The sequence below is a fragment of the Pseudomonas sp. TE4620 genome, from assembly GCF_056279045.1.
In genome coordinates this window covers 947,586-964,117 of sequence record NZ_JBWBQO010000001.1, presented here as the reverse complement: position 1 = coordinate 964,117, position 16,532 = coordinate 947,586, and the positions used below count along the sequence as shown (strand labels likewise).

At 61.7% G+C, this 16,532-nt stretch carries 13 protein-coding genes; all 13 read right to left on the bottom strand.

Annotated elements, in window-relative coordinates; translation table 11 throughout:
• Nucleotides 1–41: 41 nt before the first annotated feature.
• The 13 genes from fliG to ACZ9A3_RS04535 all read right to left on the bottom strand — a co-directional run bounded on the left by fliG (nucleotide 42) and on the right by ACZ9A3_RS04535 (nucleotide 16,431).
• Entirely contained in the window at nucleotides 42–1,061 is a 1,020-nt protein-coding gene (fliG, locus tag ACZ9A3_RS04595) for a flagellar motor switch protein FliG (protein ID WP_045189054.1), read from the bottom strand.
• On the bottom strand, nucleotides 1,054–2,835 hold the full coding sequence (gene fliF, locus ACZ9A3_RS04590) for a flagellar basal-body MS-ring/collar protein FliF (protein ID WP_476252183.1): 1,782 nt from the start codon (nucleotides 2,833–2,835) through the stop codon (nucleotides 1,054–1,056). The genes fliG and fliF overlap by 8 nt, the downstream gene beginning before the upstream one ends.
• A 15-nt stretch (nucleotides 2,836–2,850) precedes the next feature.
• Entirely contained in the window at nucleotides 2,851–3,177 is a 327-nt protein-coding gene (fliE, locus tag ACZ9A3_RS04585; RefSeq protein WP_045200283.1) for a flagellar hook-basal body complex protein FliE, read from the bottom strand.
• Between the two features lie 120 nt (nucleotides 3,178–3,297).
• Nucleotides 3,298–4,677, bottom strand: coding sequence for a sigma-54-dependent transcriptional regulator (locus tag ACZ9A3_RS04580; protein ID WP_045200281.1), 1,380 nt, complete (start codon nucleotides 4,675–4,677; stop codon nucleotides 3,298–3,300).
• On the bottom strand, nucleotides 4,677–5,888 hold the full coding sequence (locus tag ACZ9A3_RS04575; RefSeq protein WP_045200279.1) for a sensor histidine kinase: 1,212 nt from the start codon (nucleotides 5,886–5,888) through the stop codon (nucleotides 4,677–4,679). Before ACZ9A3_RS04575 ends, ACZ9A3_RS04580 begins: the two co-directional genes overlap by 1 nt.
• Nucleotides 5,889–6,092: 204 nt before the next feature.
• Complete coding sequence (gene fleQ, locus ACZ9A3_RS04570) at nucleotides 6,093–7,568, bottom strand: transcriptional regulator FleQ (RefSeq protein ID WP_038996385.1); 1,476 nt, start codon at nucleotides 7,566–7,568, stop codon at nucleotides 6,093–6,095.
• 170 nt (nucleotides 7,569–7,738) lie between these two features.
• The gene (fliT, locus tag ACZ9A3_RS04565) at nucleotides 7,739–8,035 is read right to left on the bottom strand and encodes a flagellar protein FliT (protein ID WP_045200277.1); all 297 of its coding nucleotides are present in this window, start codon (nucleotides 8,033–8,035) and stop codon (nucleotides 7,739–7,741) included.
• A gap of 9 nt (nucleotides 8,036–8,044) precedes the next feature.
• Nucleotides 8,045–8,440, bottom strand: coding sequence for a flagellar export chaperone FliS (fliS, locus tag ACZ9A3_RS04560; RefSeq protein WP_045200275.1), 396 nt, complete (start codon nucleotides 8,438–8,440; stop codon nucleotides 8,045–8,047).
• Between the two features lie 133 nt (nucleotides 8,441–8,573).
• Nucleotides 8,574–9,974 carry a flagellar filament capping protein FliD gene (gene fliD / locus ACZ9A3_RS04555; RefSeq protein ID WP_476252182.1) on the bottom strand — a complete coding sequence of 467 codons (1,401 nt, stop codon included), beginning with the start codon at nucleotides 9,972–9,974 and terminating at the stop codon, nucleotides 8,574–8,576.
• Nucleotides 9,975–10,045: 71 nt separating this feature from the next.
• Nucleotides 10,046–10,411: a flagellar protein FlaG gene (locus ACZ9A3_RS04550; RefSeq protein WP_093385619.1), complete on the bottom strand. Its 366-nt coding sequence runs from the start codon at nucleotides 10,409–10,411 to the stop codon at nucleotides 10,046–10,048.
• Between the two features lie 71 nt (nucleotides 10,412–10,482).
• Nucleotides 10,483–11,331, bottom strand: a complete 849-nt coding sequence (locus ACZ9A3_RS04545; RefSeq protein ID WP_045200267.1) for a flagellin domain-containing protein — start codon at nucleotides 11,329–11,331, stop codon at nucleotides 10,483–10,485.
• A gap of 256 nt (nucleotides 11,332–11,587) precedes the next feature.
• Nucleotides 11,588–12,517 (bottom strand): ketoacyl-ACP synthase III, encoded by a 930-nt coding sequence (locus ACZ9A3_RS04540; RefSeq protein ID WP_093385623.1) that lies wholly within the window; start codon nucleotides 12,515–12,517, stop codon nucleotides 11,588–11,590.
• 329 nt (nucleotides 12,518–12,846) lie between these two features.
• Complete coding sequence (locus tag ACZ9A3_RS04535) at nucleotides 12,847–16,431, bottom strand: glycosyltransferase (RefSeq protein ID WP_476252181.1); 3,585 nt, start codon at nucleotides 16,429–16,431, stop codon at nucleotides 12,847–12,849.
• Nucleotides 16,432–16,532 lie beyond the last annotated feature (101 nt).

Genomic DNA, 16,532 nt, shown 5'->3' with positions numbered 1-16,532 from the left:
ACAGGAGCGCTGTGGGAGCGGGCTTGACCCGCGATAAGGTCTTAGATCATCTCTTCGCCGCCCTTGCCACCGAGCACGATTTCTCCGGCTTCGGCCATACGGCGGGCGATGGTGAGGATTTCCTTTTGCGCCGTCTCGACGTCGCTGACGCGCACCGGGCCCTTGGCCTCGAGGTCGTCGCGCAGCAGCTCGGAGGCACGTTTGGACATGTTCTTGAAGATCTTCTCCTTGACCTTCTCGTCGGCGCCCTTGAGCGACACCACCAGCACGTCGGAAGACACTTCGCGCAGCAGCGCCTGGATACCGCGGTCGTCGACATCGGCCAGGTTGTTGAAGACGAACATCAAGTCTTCGATCTGCTCGGAGAGGTCGCCGTCGATGTCGCGGATCGCGTCCATCAGCTGGCCTTCGACGGAGCTGTCGAGGAAGTTCATGATGTCCGCGGCACGCTTGATACCACCCAGGGTGGTGCGCGCGGCATTGGAGTTGCCCGAGAACTGCTTCTCGAGGATCTGGTTCAGCTCCTTGAGCGCCGCCGGCTGGACGGTATTGAGCGACGAGACGCGCAGGATGATGTCCAGACGCACCTTGTGGTCGAAGTTGCCCAGCACTTCACCGGCCTGGTCCGGGTCCAGGTAAGCCACGACGATGGCCTGGATCTGCGGGTGCTCGTAGCGAATGACATCGGCAACCGCGCGCGGCTCCATCCACTTGAGGCTGTCCAGGCCGCTGGTGTTGCCACCGAGCAGGATGCGGTCGATCAGGCCGTTGGCCTTGTCCTCGCCCAGGGCCTGGGTGAGCATCTTGCGGATATAGCCGTCGGAACCGACGCCAAGGCTGGTCTGGTCGCCGACGATCTCGACAAACTCGCTCATCACCTGCTCGACCTGCTCGCGATGGACGTTGCCCATCTGCGCCATGGCCACGCCGACCCGCTGCACTTCCTTGGGGCCCATGTGCCGCAGCACCTGCGCGGCATCGGTTTCACCCAGCGACAGCAGCAGGATCGCAGCCTTGTCGACACGGGTCAGTTTGGCGGTAAGGGCTCGGTTATCACTCATCGGCGTTGATCCACTCTTTCACGACCTGGGCCACGCGACCCGGGTCTTCGGCCACCAGGCTCTTGATTGCATTGAGCTGTGCGTCATAACCCTCGCTCGGGCTTGGCAGCAGAATGCTTTGCGGACCACCCAGGCTGACGCGGTCGTTGGCCAGCTCGCCATCCAGACCGAGCATGCCGCCCAGTTCCATGTCGCCATCGGCACCGGCGCCTTGCTTGCCATTGCCGGTGATGTTGTTAAGTACCGGACGCAGCACGCCGAACACCAGGACGAGGATGAACAGTACGCCCATGACCTGCTTGATGATGTCCCAGAACCACGGCTGCGAATAGAACGGAATCTCGGCAATTACCTCGCCACGGTCGGCGGCGAACGGCACGTTGATCACGCTGACACTGTCACCACGGCTGGCATCGAAGCCCACCGCGTCCTGCACCAGGCGGGTAAAGCGCGCCAGGTCTTCGGCAGCCCACGGGGTGCGCGCGGCATCACCGGTGGCCGGGTCGATCTTGAGCTGGTCATCGACCACCACCGCTACCGACAGGCGGGTCAGACGACCCTGCTGCTGGCGGGTGTGGCTGATGGAACGGTCAAGCTCGAAGTTCTTGGTAGACTGCTGACGCTTGTCGGCCGGGTACGGTGCAAGCATCGGCTGGCCGGTGGCCGGGTCCATGATCTGCTGGCCGTTGGCATCGAGCAGCGGCTGGCCAGGCTGGATGGCGCTGGCGGCGGTTTGCGTGCCACCGGTGGTTTGCGGCGCCGAGGCCGGGCCGGGCGGCTGGTTGCTGAGGGCACCAGGCACGCCCTGCGGGCCCATGCTGCTGGAGCGCTGTTCGTTGACCGACTGCTCGCTGCGCAGCGCCGGCTGGTCAGGGTTGAACTGCTCGGAGGTGGATTCGACCGCGCTGAAGTCAACGTCCGCCGATACTTCGGCCTTGTAGCGGTCGTTGCCCAGCACCGGCTGGAGAATGTTGTGCACACGCTGGGTGAGCAGGCCTTCCATGCGGCGGCTGTAGTCGAACTGCTTGCCGGCCATGGTCAGCTCGGAATTCTCGACCTGATCGGAGAGCAGGTTGCCCTTCTGGTCGACCACGGTGACCTGGGACTTGTTCAGTTCCGGCACGCTGGTCGCCACCAGGTTGACGATGGCCATCACCTGACCGGCTTCCAGGGCGCGGCCCGGGTACAGCTCGACCAGTACCGAAGCACTTGGCTTGCGCTCGTCACGGACGAACACCGAGCTCTTCGGGATCGCCAGGTGCACGCGTGCACCCTTGACGTTGTTGAGGCTGGAAATGGTCCGCGCCAGTTCGCCTTCGAGGCCACGACGGTAACGGGTGGCTTCCATGAACTGGCTGGTGCCCAGGCCCTGCTCCTTGTCGAGGATCTCGAAACCGACATTGCCATCGCTCGGCGCCACGCCGGCGGCTGCCAGCTTCAGGCGGGCACGGGAAATATCGTCGGCCTTGACCAGCAAGGCGCCGGAATTGGGTTCGACGTTGTAGGGGATATCGGCAGCGGCCAGGGTCTCCATGACCTGCTTGGTGTCCATGCCGGCCAGGCTGCCGTACAGCGGCCGGTAGTCCGGTTGCTGCGACCACAGCACCACGGCAAAGCCGATCGCCACGCTGGCGGCCAGACCGACCAGCAGGCCGACCTGACGCAGCATGGGCATCTGCGAGATGTTTTCCAGGAACGACATGCCGAACAACGGCGGCTTGGGCGCTGCTGCGCTGCTTTTCGCGGGCACGTTATCGACGACTGCTTCGGCCATGACTCAATCTCGCCCTTATACCGGCATCTGCATGATGTCTTGATAGGCCTGCACCAGCTTGTTACGCACCTGGGTCAAGGCCTGGAACGACACAGTGGCTTTTTGCGAAGCGATCATCACGTCGGTCAGGTCAACCCCGCTCTTGCCGATTTCGAAGGCGCTGGCCAGCTGCGAGGAAGCCTGCTGGGTGTCGTTGACCTTGTTGACGGCCTGGCCGAGCATGTCGGCAAAACTGCTGGAGCCGACCTCAGGCGCAGCGGCAGCCTTCGGCATCGACATGGCGTCCATTTGCATGGCTCGCATGTCCAACATCAATCGATTAAATTCAACACCTTGGCTCATGGACTTCTCTCTCCGACGGCCCGCATTTTTTTGACACTCACGCAGCGGATAGGCAGGACATAGCAACAAGAGTGCCAGCTCTGCCCGCGGCCCGAACAAAAACTCTAATTCATTAATGGCTCAGCTGGCGTACAGGCTGGCCTCGACATCCATGCCGGCATCACGCATCTGCGCCAGCTTGTAGCGCAGGGTGCGCGGGCTGATGCCCAGGCGCTCGGCGGCCTCCTTGCGACGACCGCGCTCGGCGCGCAAGGTGTCGATGATCATCTGGAACTCATGGCGACGCATGTCATCACCCAGACCGCCCGCCGCCTCGGTTTCAATATTCGGCACGACTGCGGCGACCGGCGCTGCAGCGAACATCGGCAGGACCCCGGCGAGACAGAAATCCGCCGCTTCGATCACCCCACCCTGCTGCAGGATCAAGGCACGCTGAATGGCGTTGTCCAGTTCGCGTACGTTGCCCGGCCAGGCATAACCTTGCAGACACGCCTGAGCATCAGGCGAGAGTCGAACCGGGGCATGCTTCATTTTATTGACGTGGCGCGCCAGCAATCGCTCGGCCAGCGGCAGAATATCGGCGCTACGTTCGCGCAGCGGCTTCCACGCCAGCGGGAACACCGACAGGCGATAGAACAAGTCTTCACGAAAACGCCCCGCCGCCACCTCGCCGGCCAGGTCACGGTTGGTGGTGGCGACCACGCGAATGTCCAGGGCAATCGGCTTGCGCCCGCCAACCCGCTCCACCTCACGCTCCTGCAACACCCGCAGCAGCTTGGCCTGCAAGCCCAGGGGCATTTCGGAAATCTCGTCGAGCAGCAAGGTGCCGCCATCGGCCTGTTCAAATTTGCCGGCCTGGGCGGCGATGGCGCCGGTGAACGAGCCTTTCTCATGACCGAACAGGGTGGCTTCGAGCATGTTGTCGGGGATCGCCGCACAGTTGATCGCCACGAACGGCTGCTCGGCGCGCAGGGACTGCTGATGTATGTAGCGCGCCAGCACCTCTTTGCCAGTGCCTGACTCGCCGGAGATCAGCACAGTCGAATCGCTGCGCGCAACCCGCGCCGCCAGCTCCAGCAACTGCGCACTGGCAGGCTCGCGCGCCACCGGTCCGTCGCCTTCGCCCGCCGCAGCCACCCCCAGAGCATGGCGTGCCACCAGCTCAAGCAATGCCTTGGGCTCAAATGGCTTGACCAGGTAATCGGCCGCGCCCTGGCGCATGGCCTCGACCGCGCGCTCGACGGCGGCATGCGCGGTCATCAGCAACACCGGCAACTGCGGCTGGCGCGCGCGCAGCAGGGCCAGTAACTGATGGCCGTCCATGCCGGGCATGTTCACGTCACTGACCACCAGGCTGAACGCCTCGCCAGCGACCACTTCCAGTGCTTCTTCGGCCGAACCTACGGCCTGGTAGGCAAAGCCGCCCAGCTCCAGGGTATCGGCCAGTGCCTGCCTCAGGGCGCGGTCATCTTCGACCAGCAGCACCTTGATTGCTTTCATTACTCTGCCTCCACCGACTGCGCGCCGATCAGCGGCAGGCTGATCCGGGCGCAGGTGCCGCGACCGGGTCGCGAACGTAATTGCAAACTGCCCTGGTGGGCCCTTGCCACCGCCTTGACTACCGCCAGACCGAGCCCGGTGCCGGTAGCCTTGGTGGTCAGGAATGGCTCGCCCAGGCGCGCCAGCAAGGCACTGTCGATACCGGCGCCGGCATCACTGATACACAGGTGCAAGACCTGCTCGCGCCGGTATAGGTGAACCTTGAGCCGCGCAGGCTCGCCACTGGCCTGCAGGGCGTTTTCGATCAGGTTGAGCATGGCGCCGACCAGGGTGTCGCGGTTGCACAGCAACTCGCCCAGGTGACTGTCGCACTGCCAGCGCACCGCATGACCCTGAACATGGGTCTGCGCCGCCTGCTGCAGGGCCTGGAACAATGCCTTGGGTGTCAGCCGATCGGTCAGCGGCAACTCGCCGCGGGCGAACACCAGCATGTCGCGCACCTGGTGCTCGAGCTCGTGCAGGCGCTCCTTGAGGTTGCCGGCAAAGCGTTGCTGGGTTTCCACCGGCAAGTTCTGCTCGGCCAGGTGGCTGGCGTAGAGCATGGCCGCCGACAAAGGCGTGCGGATCTGGTGGGCCAGCGACGCAACCATGCGCCCCAGCGACGACAAGCGCTGGTGGCGGGCCAGTTGGTCCTGCAGGTGACGGGTTTCGGTCAGGTCATTGAGCAGTACCAACTGCCCGGGCTCGGCATCCAGCGAGCGGGTGGCAATCGACAGGCGCCGGCCATCACGCAGCGACACTTCATGACCGTCATCCTCGCGCGGAGCAAAGCTGCGAGCGATCACTTCACGCCACAACTCGCCCACCAGCGGTTCGCCCAACAGGTCGCTGGCGGCGGGGTTGGCCTCACGCACCCGGCCCAGGCCATCGATAACGATCACCCCGCCCGGCAGCAGGGCCAGCAGGTTCTGCAGGCGGTTGGCCAGGCGCTCCTTCTCGGCAAGCTCGGCCATGCGCTGGGCGCTGACCACCGCCAGCTCGCCCTTGAGCTCGGTAACCCGGGCTTCGAGCAGGCTATAGGACTCACTAAGCTGGCTGGAAACCTGGTCGAACATGGCAAAGGCCTGCTCAAGACCAAGGCGGCTTTCCTGTTCGGCGGCGTTCGGCCCCTTCGGTTCAGGGACACAGGAGATGGTGGCGACCTGGGGCATCATGCTCTCTCGCGTGGCTGACCGTCATAAAACGGTGTGTTGCCTGCGATATAGCAATAGCCGTGCCGGATAGTTTGGGTGTGGCGGCGAGGAAACCAGCGAGGTGGCAGCAAAGGCCGATGGGACGGGCGTTACAGCCCCTTGAAAGATAGGGTTATTAGCCATGATGAGCGCATTGCGCGACTCACCATGGCCACCCAGGCGTCAATCCTCCGCCTGCTCATCCCCTTCACGGCGGCTCATGCCGTACTTGCGCATCTTCTCCACCAGGGTGGTGCGACGAATGCGCAGGCGCTCGGCAGCGCGGGCGACGATGCCGTTGGCATCATCCAGCGCCTGCTGGATCAGGCCCTGCTCCAGGCCACCGAGGTAGTCCTTGAGGTCCAGGCCTTCAGGCGGCAGCATCGCGTGGCTGGCGAAGTTCGGCGTATGGCCGTTGATGGCCACGCGCTCTTCGAGGTCCGAGCGCAGGCTGTCGACCAGTTGCTCGTCTTCGTCGTCGACGTAGCGGAATTTCTTCGGCAGCTCCGACACGCCGATCACCCCGTACGGGTGCATGATCGCCATGCGCTCGACCAGGTTGGCCAGCTCGCGGACGTTGCCCGGCCAGCCGTGCCGGCACAGCGACATGATCGCGGCCGAGTTGAAACGGATCGAACCGCGCTTCTCGTGCTCCATGCGCGAGATCAGCTCGTTCATCAGCAGCGGGATGTCCTCGACGCGCTCGCGCAGCGGGGCCATCTCGATGGGGAAGACGTTGAGGCGGTAGTACAGGTCTTCGCGAAAGGTCCCCACCTCGATCATGCTTTCGAGGTTCTTGTGGGTCGCGGCGATGATGCGTACATCGATGCTCTGGGTCTTGTTGCTACCCACGCGCTCGAAGGTGCGTTCCTGCAGCACGCGCAGCAGCTTGACCTGCATCGGCAACGGCATGTCGCCGATCTCGTCGAGGAACAGGGTGCCGCCGTTGGCCAGCTCGAAACGCCCGGCACGGCTGGTAATCGCCCCGGTAAAGGCACCCTTCTCGTGGCCGAACAGTTCGCTTTCCAGCAGCTCGGCCGGAATCGCCCCGCAGTTGACCGGCACGAACGGCGCTTCGCGGCGCTTGGAGTGGTAGTGCAGGTTACGCGCAACCACCTCCTTGCCGGTGCCCGACTCACCGAGGATCAGCACGCTGGCGTCGGTATCGGCCACTTGCTGCATCATCTGGCGCACGTGCTGGATCGCCCGACTGGTGCCGACCAGGCTGCGGAACAGATTGGGTTCGCGCTGGCGGCCGCGCTCGCGGGCCTGGTCGTACATCTCGCGATAGACCTGGGCACGGTGCAGCGAATCGAGCAATTTGCTGTAGCTCGGCGGCATTTCGAGGTTGGAGAGTACGCGACGGCGCAGGTCGTCCGGCAGCTCGGCAGAAGAAATTTCGCCCAGAAGCAGAACCGGAAGGAACTCATCCCATCCAGCCACTGTCTTAAGCAAGCCCATCAGACTTGCCGGAGCATTCACGGTCCCGATCAGGACACAGAGCACTTCACGACTGGATGACAACGACTCGACAACCTGCTGCCAGTCATGGCTCGAGCAGGGCAGATTTTCTTCGCCAAGAAAATTCAACACTACCGCCAGATCACGGCGGCGAGCGCTATCGTCATCGATCAGGAGAATTTTGGTTTCACGCCACATGCAATAACAACTTCCCTAGTCATCTCGGCGCCCTTGTAAGGGCAAGCTCGACATCATTCCGACTGAACGGTCAGTGTTCGGACGTCTGAAATTAGAAAACAGCCACTAGTTAAGTCAAAAAACCGTACATAGTCAAATTTATGGCGCACTGCTTTTTGTTTTGCCCAGTTTCAGCTGAACAAATGGTATACCTTTGCCGCGTTTTTGGCTTGTCGGATCTGCGTCATCTCATCGACTATTGATTGACGCTCCCCACTTGCAACTTCAATTAATTCCTTGTAGACGCCCAGCAACTCCTCGAGCTTGCTGCGCAGCGTCAGCTCATCCACCGACGCTTCGGCCAGCACATCGTCCACGCACAGACGGCAACTGACGTCGAGCTCGCTGATCGCCTCCCAGTCACGACTGGCCAGGGCACCCAGCAATGCCTCGCGGGTTTGTTCGATACGTTCGAGCACGACACTCATTGCAATCTCCTAGGCGTCGGCGAGTTGATCGCCGATCGCGTCCCAGCCTTCCTTGACGGTAATCAGCAGGCGCGCCACTTCGTTGAGGATTTCCGGATCGTTCTGCACGTTCGCCTCGACCAGGCGCTTGCTCATGTACGAATACAGGTTATCCAGGTCGGTCAGCGAATCGGCGTGGTTTTCCAGGTCCAGGCCTTCACGCAAACCGCCGACAATACCGATTGCCTTGCCGATCAGGATGCCGCGCTGGGCCACGTCGTTACGCGCCATGGCACCCTTGGCCTGGGCAATGCGATCAAGACCGCCCTGCATCAACATCTGCACCAGACGATGCGGGCTGGCCACGGAGGTCTGGGCCACGCCGTTGACTTTCTGGTACTGCCGAAGGGCCAACATCGGATTCATGTTCTACCTCGTCACCGCAAAAAAGGTTTCATATACCGCTTGTATCGCCTGCGCGTCAAAAAACTTTAGCGCGTACGGCAAAAAGCCCGGAGTCCCCCTAGGGGTACTGCCGGGCTTCTGGCACAACGCCGAATCAGGAGTTTTTCTGCTGCGCCTCGATCGAGGCGAACATCGAGGCGATGTTCTTGCGCTGGGCTTCGAGCTTGCCCACCAGGGTATCCATGGCCACGTAGCGCTTGGTCAGGGATTCGGTCAGCGAAGTGATGCGCCGGTCCAGGGCCAGCTGCTGGTTGTCGAGGTCCTTTTGCAGCTTGTCCAGGCCAGCCTTGCGGGTGTCGAGGATGCCACCTGTCTGCAGGTACGGCTCGACCGCCTTGGTCATGTGCGCGAACACGCCTTCAGTGCCGGTGAACAGCTCCTGCACGTCCGGGCCGAGCTTCTTGTCCTTCATCGCGGCATCGTACTTGGTGGAGTTGAACTCCAGGGTACCGTCCTTTGCCGTGTTAATGCCCAGCTGGCTGAGGGTGGTCAGACGACCACTGCCCGACTCGGTCGCCAGTTGCTTGCGCAAGTCCGACAGCATCGAGCGCGTGGTCGGATCGTTGGTCAGCGGCCCGAGCACAGTCTTGCCATCAGCGTCCTTGGACACCGCCGTCAGGCTGTTGGCCGCCTTGACCAGGGTGTTGTAGGCATCGACAAAGTTCTGCACCGAGGCCTTCAGGCCGGCAGTGTTTTCACCGACCGTTACCTTGATAGGCTTGTCCGTGGCAGTAATCTGCAGCAGCTCCAGGCTCATGCCACTGATTGCGCCGTCGACGGTATTGGACTTGCTGGTAACCTTCAGGCCGTCGATGCTCAGCTCGGCGTCCTGGGCGAGGCCGTCGATGTAGCCGGCACCATCACCGTTCATTTTGGTAGTACCGTTGATCTTCAGCTCGGCGATACCGTCGACTGAAATATCGGTACCCTCACCGGTCTTGGTCGAGCTGAAGACCAGGCGCGAGCCGTCCTTGCCATTGACGATGTTGGCAGTGATGCCCTGCTCGGCCAGCGACGAGTTGATCGAGTCGCGAACCGATTGCAAGGTCGCACCTGCCCCCACCTTCACAGTGTGGACCACGCCATCCTGGGTAATGGTCAGGTCGCCTTCAGGGATCGAAGTGCTGGCCCCGCCGGTAAAGTTCTGGCTGGCCACCTTGGACGCGGTCGCCAGCTTGTCGACCAGAACGGTGTAGGTACCGGGCACCGCCTTGTTGTTCGACGTGGCCTTGACCGTGGTGTCACTGCTGGAGGTCGCGGTGTAGGCACTGAAGGCTGGCGCCTTCGGATCGTTGAGCTTTTTCATCGCCTCCTGGTAAACAGAAAGCGCACTCTTGAGCGACGCTACCCCGGAAAGCATGGCCGTGTTGTTGGCGGTCTGGCGTTTGATCTGGTTCGCCTTGGGACCGGTGTCCGCCTTGACAAGCACATCAACGATCTTGTTGATGTCTACCCCGGAACCCAGACCGACACTCGGTAAAATTGTACTCGCCATTGCTACTCCCTCATGGTTGCGCGCCGCCCTAGCCTTGCCAGACTAGCGAACTTGCCGCTCAGCCGCCAGCATCAGGCCTTGGCGTTGAACAGCAGGCTGTTTACATCGCTCAGACTGTGAGCGATCTTCAACGCCTCTTCCGAAGGAAGTTGGCGGATCAGCTCTCCGGTCTCGCTGGCGATGACTTTAACTATAATTCGGCCGGATTCTTCATCCGTGGAAAATTCAAGGTTACGTCGCGATGAAGCAAGGAATTTCTCGATATCCTTGACCGCATTCTTGACCTTCTCAGCTTCGGACAGCCCCTTGTCGGTAGCTTCCTTGACTGGCGTGATGGCTTCAACTGCCGCTACAGGCTTGGCCGCAGGGCGTTCGGTGGTCGGCTCGACCGGCTTCACCGTCGGGTACGACAGGTTCAGCTTGACGCTCATATCCATGTCACCACCTCTCAATGCAAAAGGCGGAGGAGCGCCTTGAATGCACTCCCCCGCCGATAACCACTAGGTGATTAGCCCAGCAGCTTCAGTACCGCCGACGGCAGTTGGTTGGCCTGGGCCAGAACCGAAGTCGAAGCTTGTTGCAGAGTTTGCTGCTTGGTCATCTGAGCAGTTTCAGCGGCGAAGTCGGTATCTTGTACGCGACCACGAGCAGCTTCAGCGTTCTCGTTGATGTTTTGCAGGTTGTTGATGGTGCTGGTCATACGGTTCTGCACCGCACCCAGGTCAGCACGAGCGGTACCGATCTTCGCCAGAGCGGAGTCGATCGCGCCCATGGCAGCCGAGAAGTTGGTCTGGGCAGTGGTGCTGTCGCTACCGGCGATGGTGATGGCGCTGGTGATACCCAGGTCGCTGGCCAGGAACTTGGCGCTCAGGTCGATGCTGATCTGGTTTTCGCCGCCAGTGTTGGAACCAACCTGGAAGGTCATGGTGCTAGCCGAACCGTCCAGCAGGTTTTTGCCGTTCAGCTGGGTGGACTGGGCGATACGAGTCAGTTCCGCAGACATCTGCTTGAACTCGTTGTCCAGCGAGGTACGGTTAGTCGAATCGTTCGAGTCGTTTCGCGATTGCAGAGCCAGTTCACGCATACGCTGCAGGATGTTGACCTGCTCTTGCATCGCGCCTTCAGCGGTCTGGGCGATCGAGATACCGTCGTTGGCGTTTTTGATTGCCATGGTCTGACCGCGGATCTGCGAGGTCATACGGGTAGAGATCTGCAGGCCGGCGGCGTCGTCTTTGGCGCTGTTGATTTTCAGGCCGGAGGACAGACGGCTCATCGAGGTGCTCAGAGCGTCGGAAGCGCGGTTCAGGTTCTTCTGAACGCCCAGGGAGGTAGTGTTGGTGTTAACGGTTAATGCCATGACGAATTCCTCGTGTTTGGGATACTGCGGCTTCCGGCCCTGGCATCCGCCGGGTGTGGCCTAGAGAACCTTCGTAATAGTTATCGTCGTCTGGCGCGGTTGCTTTAGGGGTTTTTGCAAATTTTTTAATGGCACCCTGCCACCCCAATGAAATCAAGGGTTTGACGCCAAAAAAACACTTACCCATAAATGCTGGAGATAAAAAAAAGCGCCACCGGGCAACCGGCAGCGCTCTATTTTCAGGCTGGTGCAGAAATCAGTCGTTGCGCTCGATAATCGCCGAGCCCCACGAAAGACCTACACCGAAACCGCTCAAGGCAACGCGCTGGTGGCGCGAACCGAGCACGTGCTTCTCAAGCAGCAAGGGAATGCTCGACGACACGGTGTTACCCGTCTCGACCATGTCCTTGACGAATTTGTCCGGGTCATCTTCGAAGCGCCGGGCGACGGCGTCGACAATCGCCGCACTGCCCTGGTGGATACAGAACAGGTCGATGTCAGCCGGTGCCAACTGGCTTTCGCCCAACAGCTCATGCAGGTGCGCCGGCACCTTGAGCAAGGCAAAGTTGAACACCTGGCGACCGTTCATGAAGAACACCCCGTCACTGACCTTCAGGTGCGCAGCGCCGCCGCCGTCAGTACCGAACTTGGCCTTGCCCAGCTGCCACTGGGCGCCCTCGCCCATCCAGGTAACAGTCGCGGCATCACCAAACAGCATGGTGGTGTTGCGGTCTTCAGGGTCGACGATCTTCGAGTAAGGGTCAGCGGTGATCAGCAGACCGTTTTTCAGCCCCGCCGCCTCCATGAAGCCTTTCATGGCATACAAGCCGTAGACATAGCCCGAGCAGCCCAGGGAAATATCGAAGGCCGCCACGTGGGTCGGCAGGCCCAGTTTGTCCTGGACGATGGCTGCAGTGTGCGGCAAACCTTCTTCGTCGCCGTTCTGGGTAACGACAATCAGGGCGTCGATGGACTCAGGCACCAGGCTCGGATTGGCAGCGAACAGGGCCTTTACCGCCTCCACACACAGGTCGGAGGTTTCCTGGCCTGCGTCTTTGCGCGGCAGGAAGGTCGAACCGATCTTGCCGAGAATGAATTCCTGGTCCTTGGCGAATTTCGCACCCTGGGCGTAGTTGTCCACACCCTCGACAGGTACGTAACTCGCAATGCTTTTGATGCCAATCATTGTGGCTTCCCGATAGATATGCGGATTTTCACGGGCACTGGAACCTGGTAACCAAGGGCTTGCGAGCCTGCGCGCACCCCGCCCGCCAGTACCGCCCGACGACTCAATAGATTAAAGATGCCCGTTTCGACTGCCAAGTCACTGTTGCACAAAGATTACCCATCACAAATGTCAGCCATTGGCACTTTGTGACTATCAAAGATTGCTAGTTTGGCGGGTGTCGACGCTGCGAAAGGCACCCCGGGAGGCTGGCGACACGGGACGAGCACGCCATCCACCGGGCTGCCGATCGACTCGGGCAACGCGGTGGACGCGGGGTCAGCTGGGGATCAGGCGGGCAACCAGGCGCTGCGCCAACGCTGCAGATGATCCTCGTCGAGCATCCAGCACCGATGAACGGCATCCCTGAGCTCATCACCGCGGCGCTGGGCAGCATCAAGATTGGCCAGGTGCAGGCCAATAGCCTCGATCCAGTGCTCGTAGCTGTTGTGCACACGGGACACGGGCAAGTCGTCCTGCTCCTGGCCGATGTCGCTACAGATCACCGGCACGGCGCATGCGCCGAACTCCAGTTGACGCTGGTTACCTCTGCAAACATTGAACAGGGTCTGCTGCAGCGGCACCAGAGCGAGGTCCAGGTTCAAGCCTGCCAGCTTTTGTGGGTACTGCTGAACTTCGACACCCTCGTGGTACTCGTGTACATAGGGCCGCAGGCTATTGGGGCAGAAGCCGAAGAAAACCCACTCGACATCCGCAGCCAAGGCCTTGATAACGGGCGCGATAACCTCCAGGTCACTTGCCTGCTCGCTGCTGCCGACCCACCCCAGGCGAGGCCGGCCAGCCGTTCGGCGCTGCCCCCTTATATGGCGCCAGGCGTCGATCGACAAGCGCGTCTCGACCACCCGGATATCGCCATGCAGGCCGGCAAACGCCTGTGCCAGCGCCGCCGTCGGCACCACCAGGCGGTCGACGCACCCCAGGGCTTGCTGCAGGCTGTGGAACACATCCTCGCCCAGGCCCTCACGGCGGGCACTGCCCACCGGCAGATCCGGCAGGTAGTCGCTCAGCTCCAGAACCGTAAAGGCACGCGAGAACGCCTGAATCCGCCGCATGACTTCAAGGCGCGGTGCATCCAGCCCACCCTGGAACACCACTACATCCGCTGCCAGGCGCTCCAGCTCGACCAGGGGCGTCAACCCCGGCGACACCCGGCCATCGATGTAACCGGCAGCCTTCAAGCCATTGAATGGACGCACTACCCGCGAATAGCCCAGTTCACCCTGATCAAGCGGATGGACCACCAGCACCGGCATCTCTCGCTGCCCCTGTGGCGGCTGCCAGGTCGACTGCAGGCTGGCGACCTTGAAGCCACCGGCATGGGCCAGCGACAGATGGCGGTTGTAAGCCGGATCATGGGCCAGCACCGGCAACCAGCGCGCATACAGGGCGTCCTCTTCTTCCACACTGGCATCGGCCATTGCCGGCCTGTCGATCAACAGTTGTGCATGAGGCGTCCAGACGTTGAGGTAACCGGCCTGGCGCAGGCGCAAGCACAGATCGACGTCCATCCAGCGCGCCAGTGCAGGCGCCTCGTCAAACCCGCCGGCCTCGACAAACAGGTCGCGGCGTACCATCAGGCATTCACCGCTGAGCGCCGAGTAATTCTGATCGACCGTGAGCCGCTGCATGTAGCCGGAGTCGCTGTGAGCGTAGCCGGCAAATACCCGTCCCACCGGCCCGCGCAAGCCCAGAACCAGCCCAGCGTGGTGAATCCTGCCGTTCATCGACAGCAGCTTGGCGCCCACGGCTGCGACCTCCGGACGCTGGGCGTGATTGAGCAACTGCTGCAACCAGCCCTTGGCAATCGGCGCCGCTGTCGCATCCAGCCACAGCAGGTACTCACCGCGTGCCAGTCGCCCTGCGTCATTGCGCAACAGTGCCGGGCACTGGCCCTGGGCAAAAGACAGCACCCGCAACTGATCGCCACCGATTTGCTCGATCCCCTGCAACCATTGGCGCACTTGCGGTTCGTCACTTCCCGGATCGAGCAACAGGACCTCGTAGCAGGGGTAGTCGGTGTGCTGCAACAGCGCCTCAATGCAGCGCTGGAACTGTTCGAGGGCACCATCGAGCAAAATCACAATGCTCACCATGGGCTGATCGGCATGCCCATAGTCCAGTCGATAGTGGCCAGGCAGGTGCGAATCGACGTGCGCCTGAGCATAGCCCCGGGCCTTGAGATGACGCCCTACCACCTCCCGCTCGCTGGCACAGTCAGCGAAGCGCAACGCTTCGCTGACCAACAGCGGCTCACTGATATGCTCGATACCACTCAAGCCGCGCTGCTCGACCAAGCGCAGCTGGTACTCCAGCTCGAACGCCTGGCCACAGCCGGTATCGAAGCCGCCTTGCGCCAGGAACTCGCTACTTCGCAACAGCCAGTGCGGCGAGACACTGGCCGGCAGGCTTAAAAGCAGATCAAGGTTCAGGTCTGGCCGAAGCGAAATACCCAACGAGCCGTTGCCCATGCGCATGGCTTCGTCAGCGTAGGCGGCAACACAGGCATCGGCTGCATTGACAAGCTCCAGGGCCACCAGCAACAAACCGCCAGGGGTGAACTCGACCCCCGCCTCGACCACCATGAACCAGTCGCAGCCGCTGTCGGCCACGACCCTGTTGATGACCTCGCTACGCTGCGCTGCCTGGCACGGCCGGTGGTGCACCGATAAACCCGGCACGTCTGACGCTGGCGACGCAGCCCCGAGGGTCACCACCTGCAGGTGGCGATAAAGGCACTGATCGGGAGCAAGGCTCTCAAGGGTACGCATCAACGCCTGATCAGCGTCGTCACTACCCAGCACCAGCACGCCCAGCATCGGCGCGCGGCCGCTGGCCAGGCGCTGCATCAATGCCGCGCGTTGCGGTTCTTCGGGGCAGCGCTGCTCGAGCCAGGCCAGCATGCCTTGCTTGTCCGCCAGTGCCTGCTGTTGCGCTGCCGCCTGGGTTTTTTCAATGAAGACATCCAGCTGCTGCCAGAACGGCTCGGTGACCGCGACGTAACGCTGCAAGGCCCCCTGCACCCCGGCACGGGCAACCTCCAGCGCATCGGTTTCATCCGACAAGGCAAAACCTTGCCTGCCGAAGAAGATACCGTCGAGAAACACCTGATCGACGCTGTGCCCGGCCATGAAGATCACCGGGCAACCGCATAGCACAGCAATGGCACAGGTCATCGACCATTCATAGCTGTACAGCACTTCGGCACTGCGCAGGACCTTGGCCAGTTCAACCAGCGACAGCGGGTTGGCAACACTGAGCAGGCGAATGCCTGCCGGCAGCGAGGCATAGTCCACCTGATCCAGAGGATGCCGGTTCTGATACAGGTAATGCCCCTGGCGAGGCACGCTAGGATCAGGTGCATTGAACAGCGAGATATCGATAATCGGGAAGCACAACAGGTCGGCGACACTGACCCCCTTCTTGGCGGCGATCCGCGCATCGTAATAGAACAGCAGATCGTCCGGCTCTTCCTCCATCGCCCTGCCCGTCAGGAAGCCCTCGACGTTCAACAGGTAGCGTGCGACTACTTTGCCGCTGAGCGGGTTGCCGCTGGTGACTTCCGGATAGACCGTAATGGGCACCTTGCCGCTGGCGATATGGCGATCGGCGGTCGCCTGGTCGAGCAGTGGCGTTTTCAGCTCGGGGTTGACCACCTTGCCGCCGCAAATATAGGCCTCGCGGCCGCTCAGGTTCAACGCGTGGCACAGGTAATGAAGCGTGCAGACTCCTGAAGACGTCTCCCGGTAATCCGGCGCCGCAATATAGTAGGGATGCGCCGGCTTGGTATAGATCAGCAGCAAGCGAGCCATCGCCTGCTCAAGCCTATACCCATCAACGCCCAGGGTATTCGACATCTTCAAACTCCAGAATTGGTTGGAAACCCGACAGCCAAGGACAGGTTGCCCAGGCAACGGCGGTGGCCTGCGAGGCGAACTGTCAATAATCTGCCATCGCC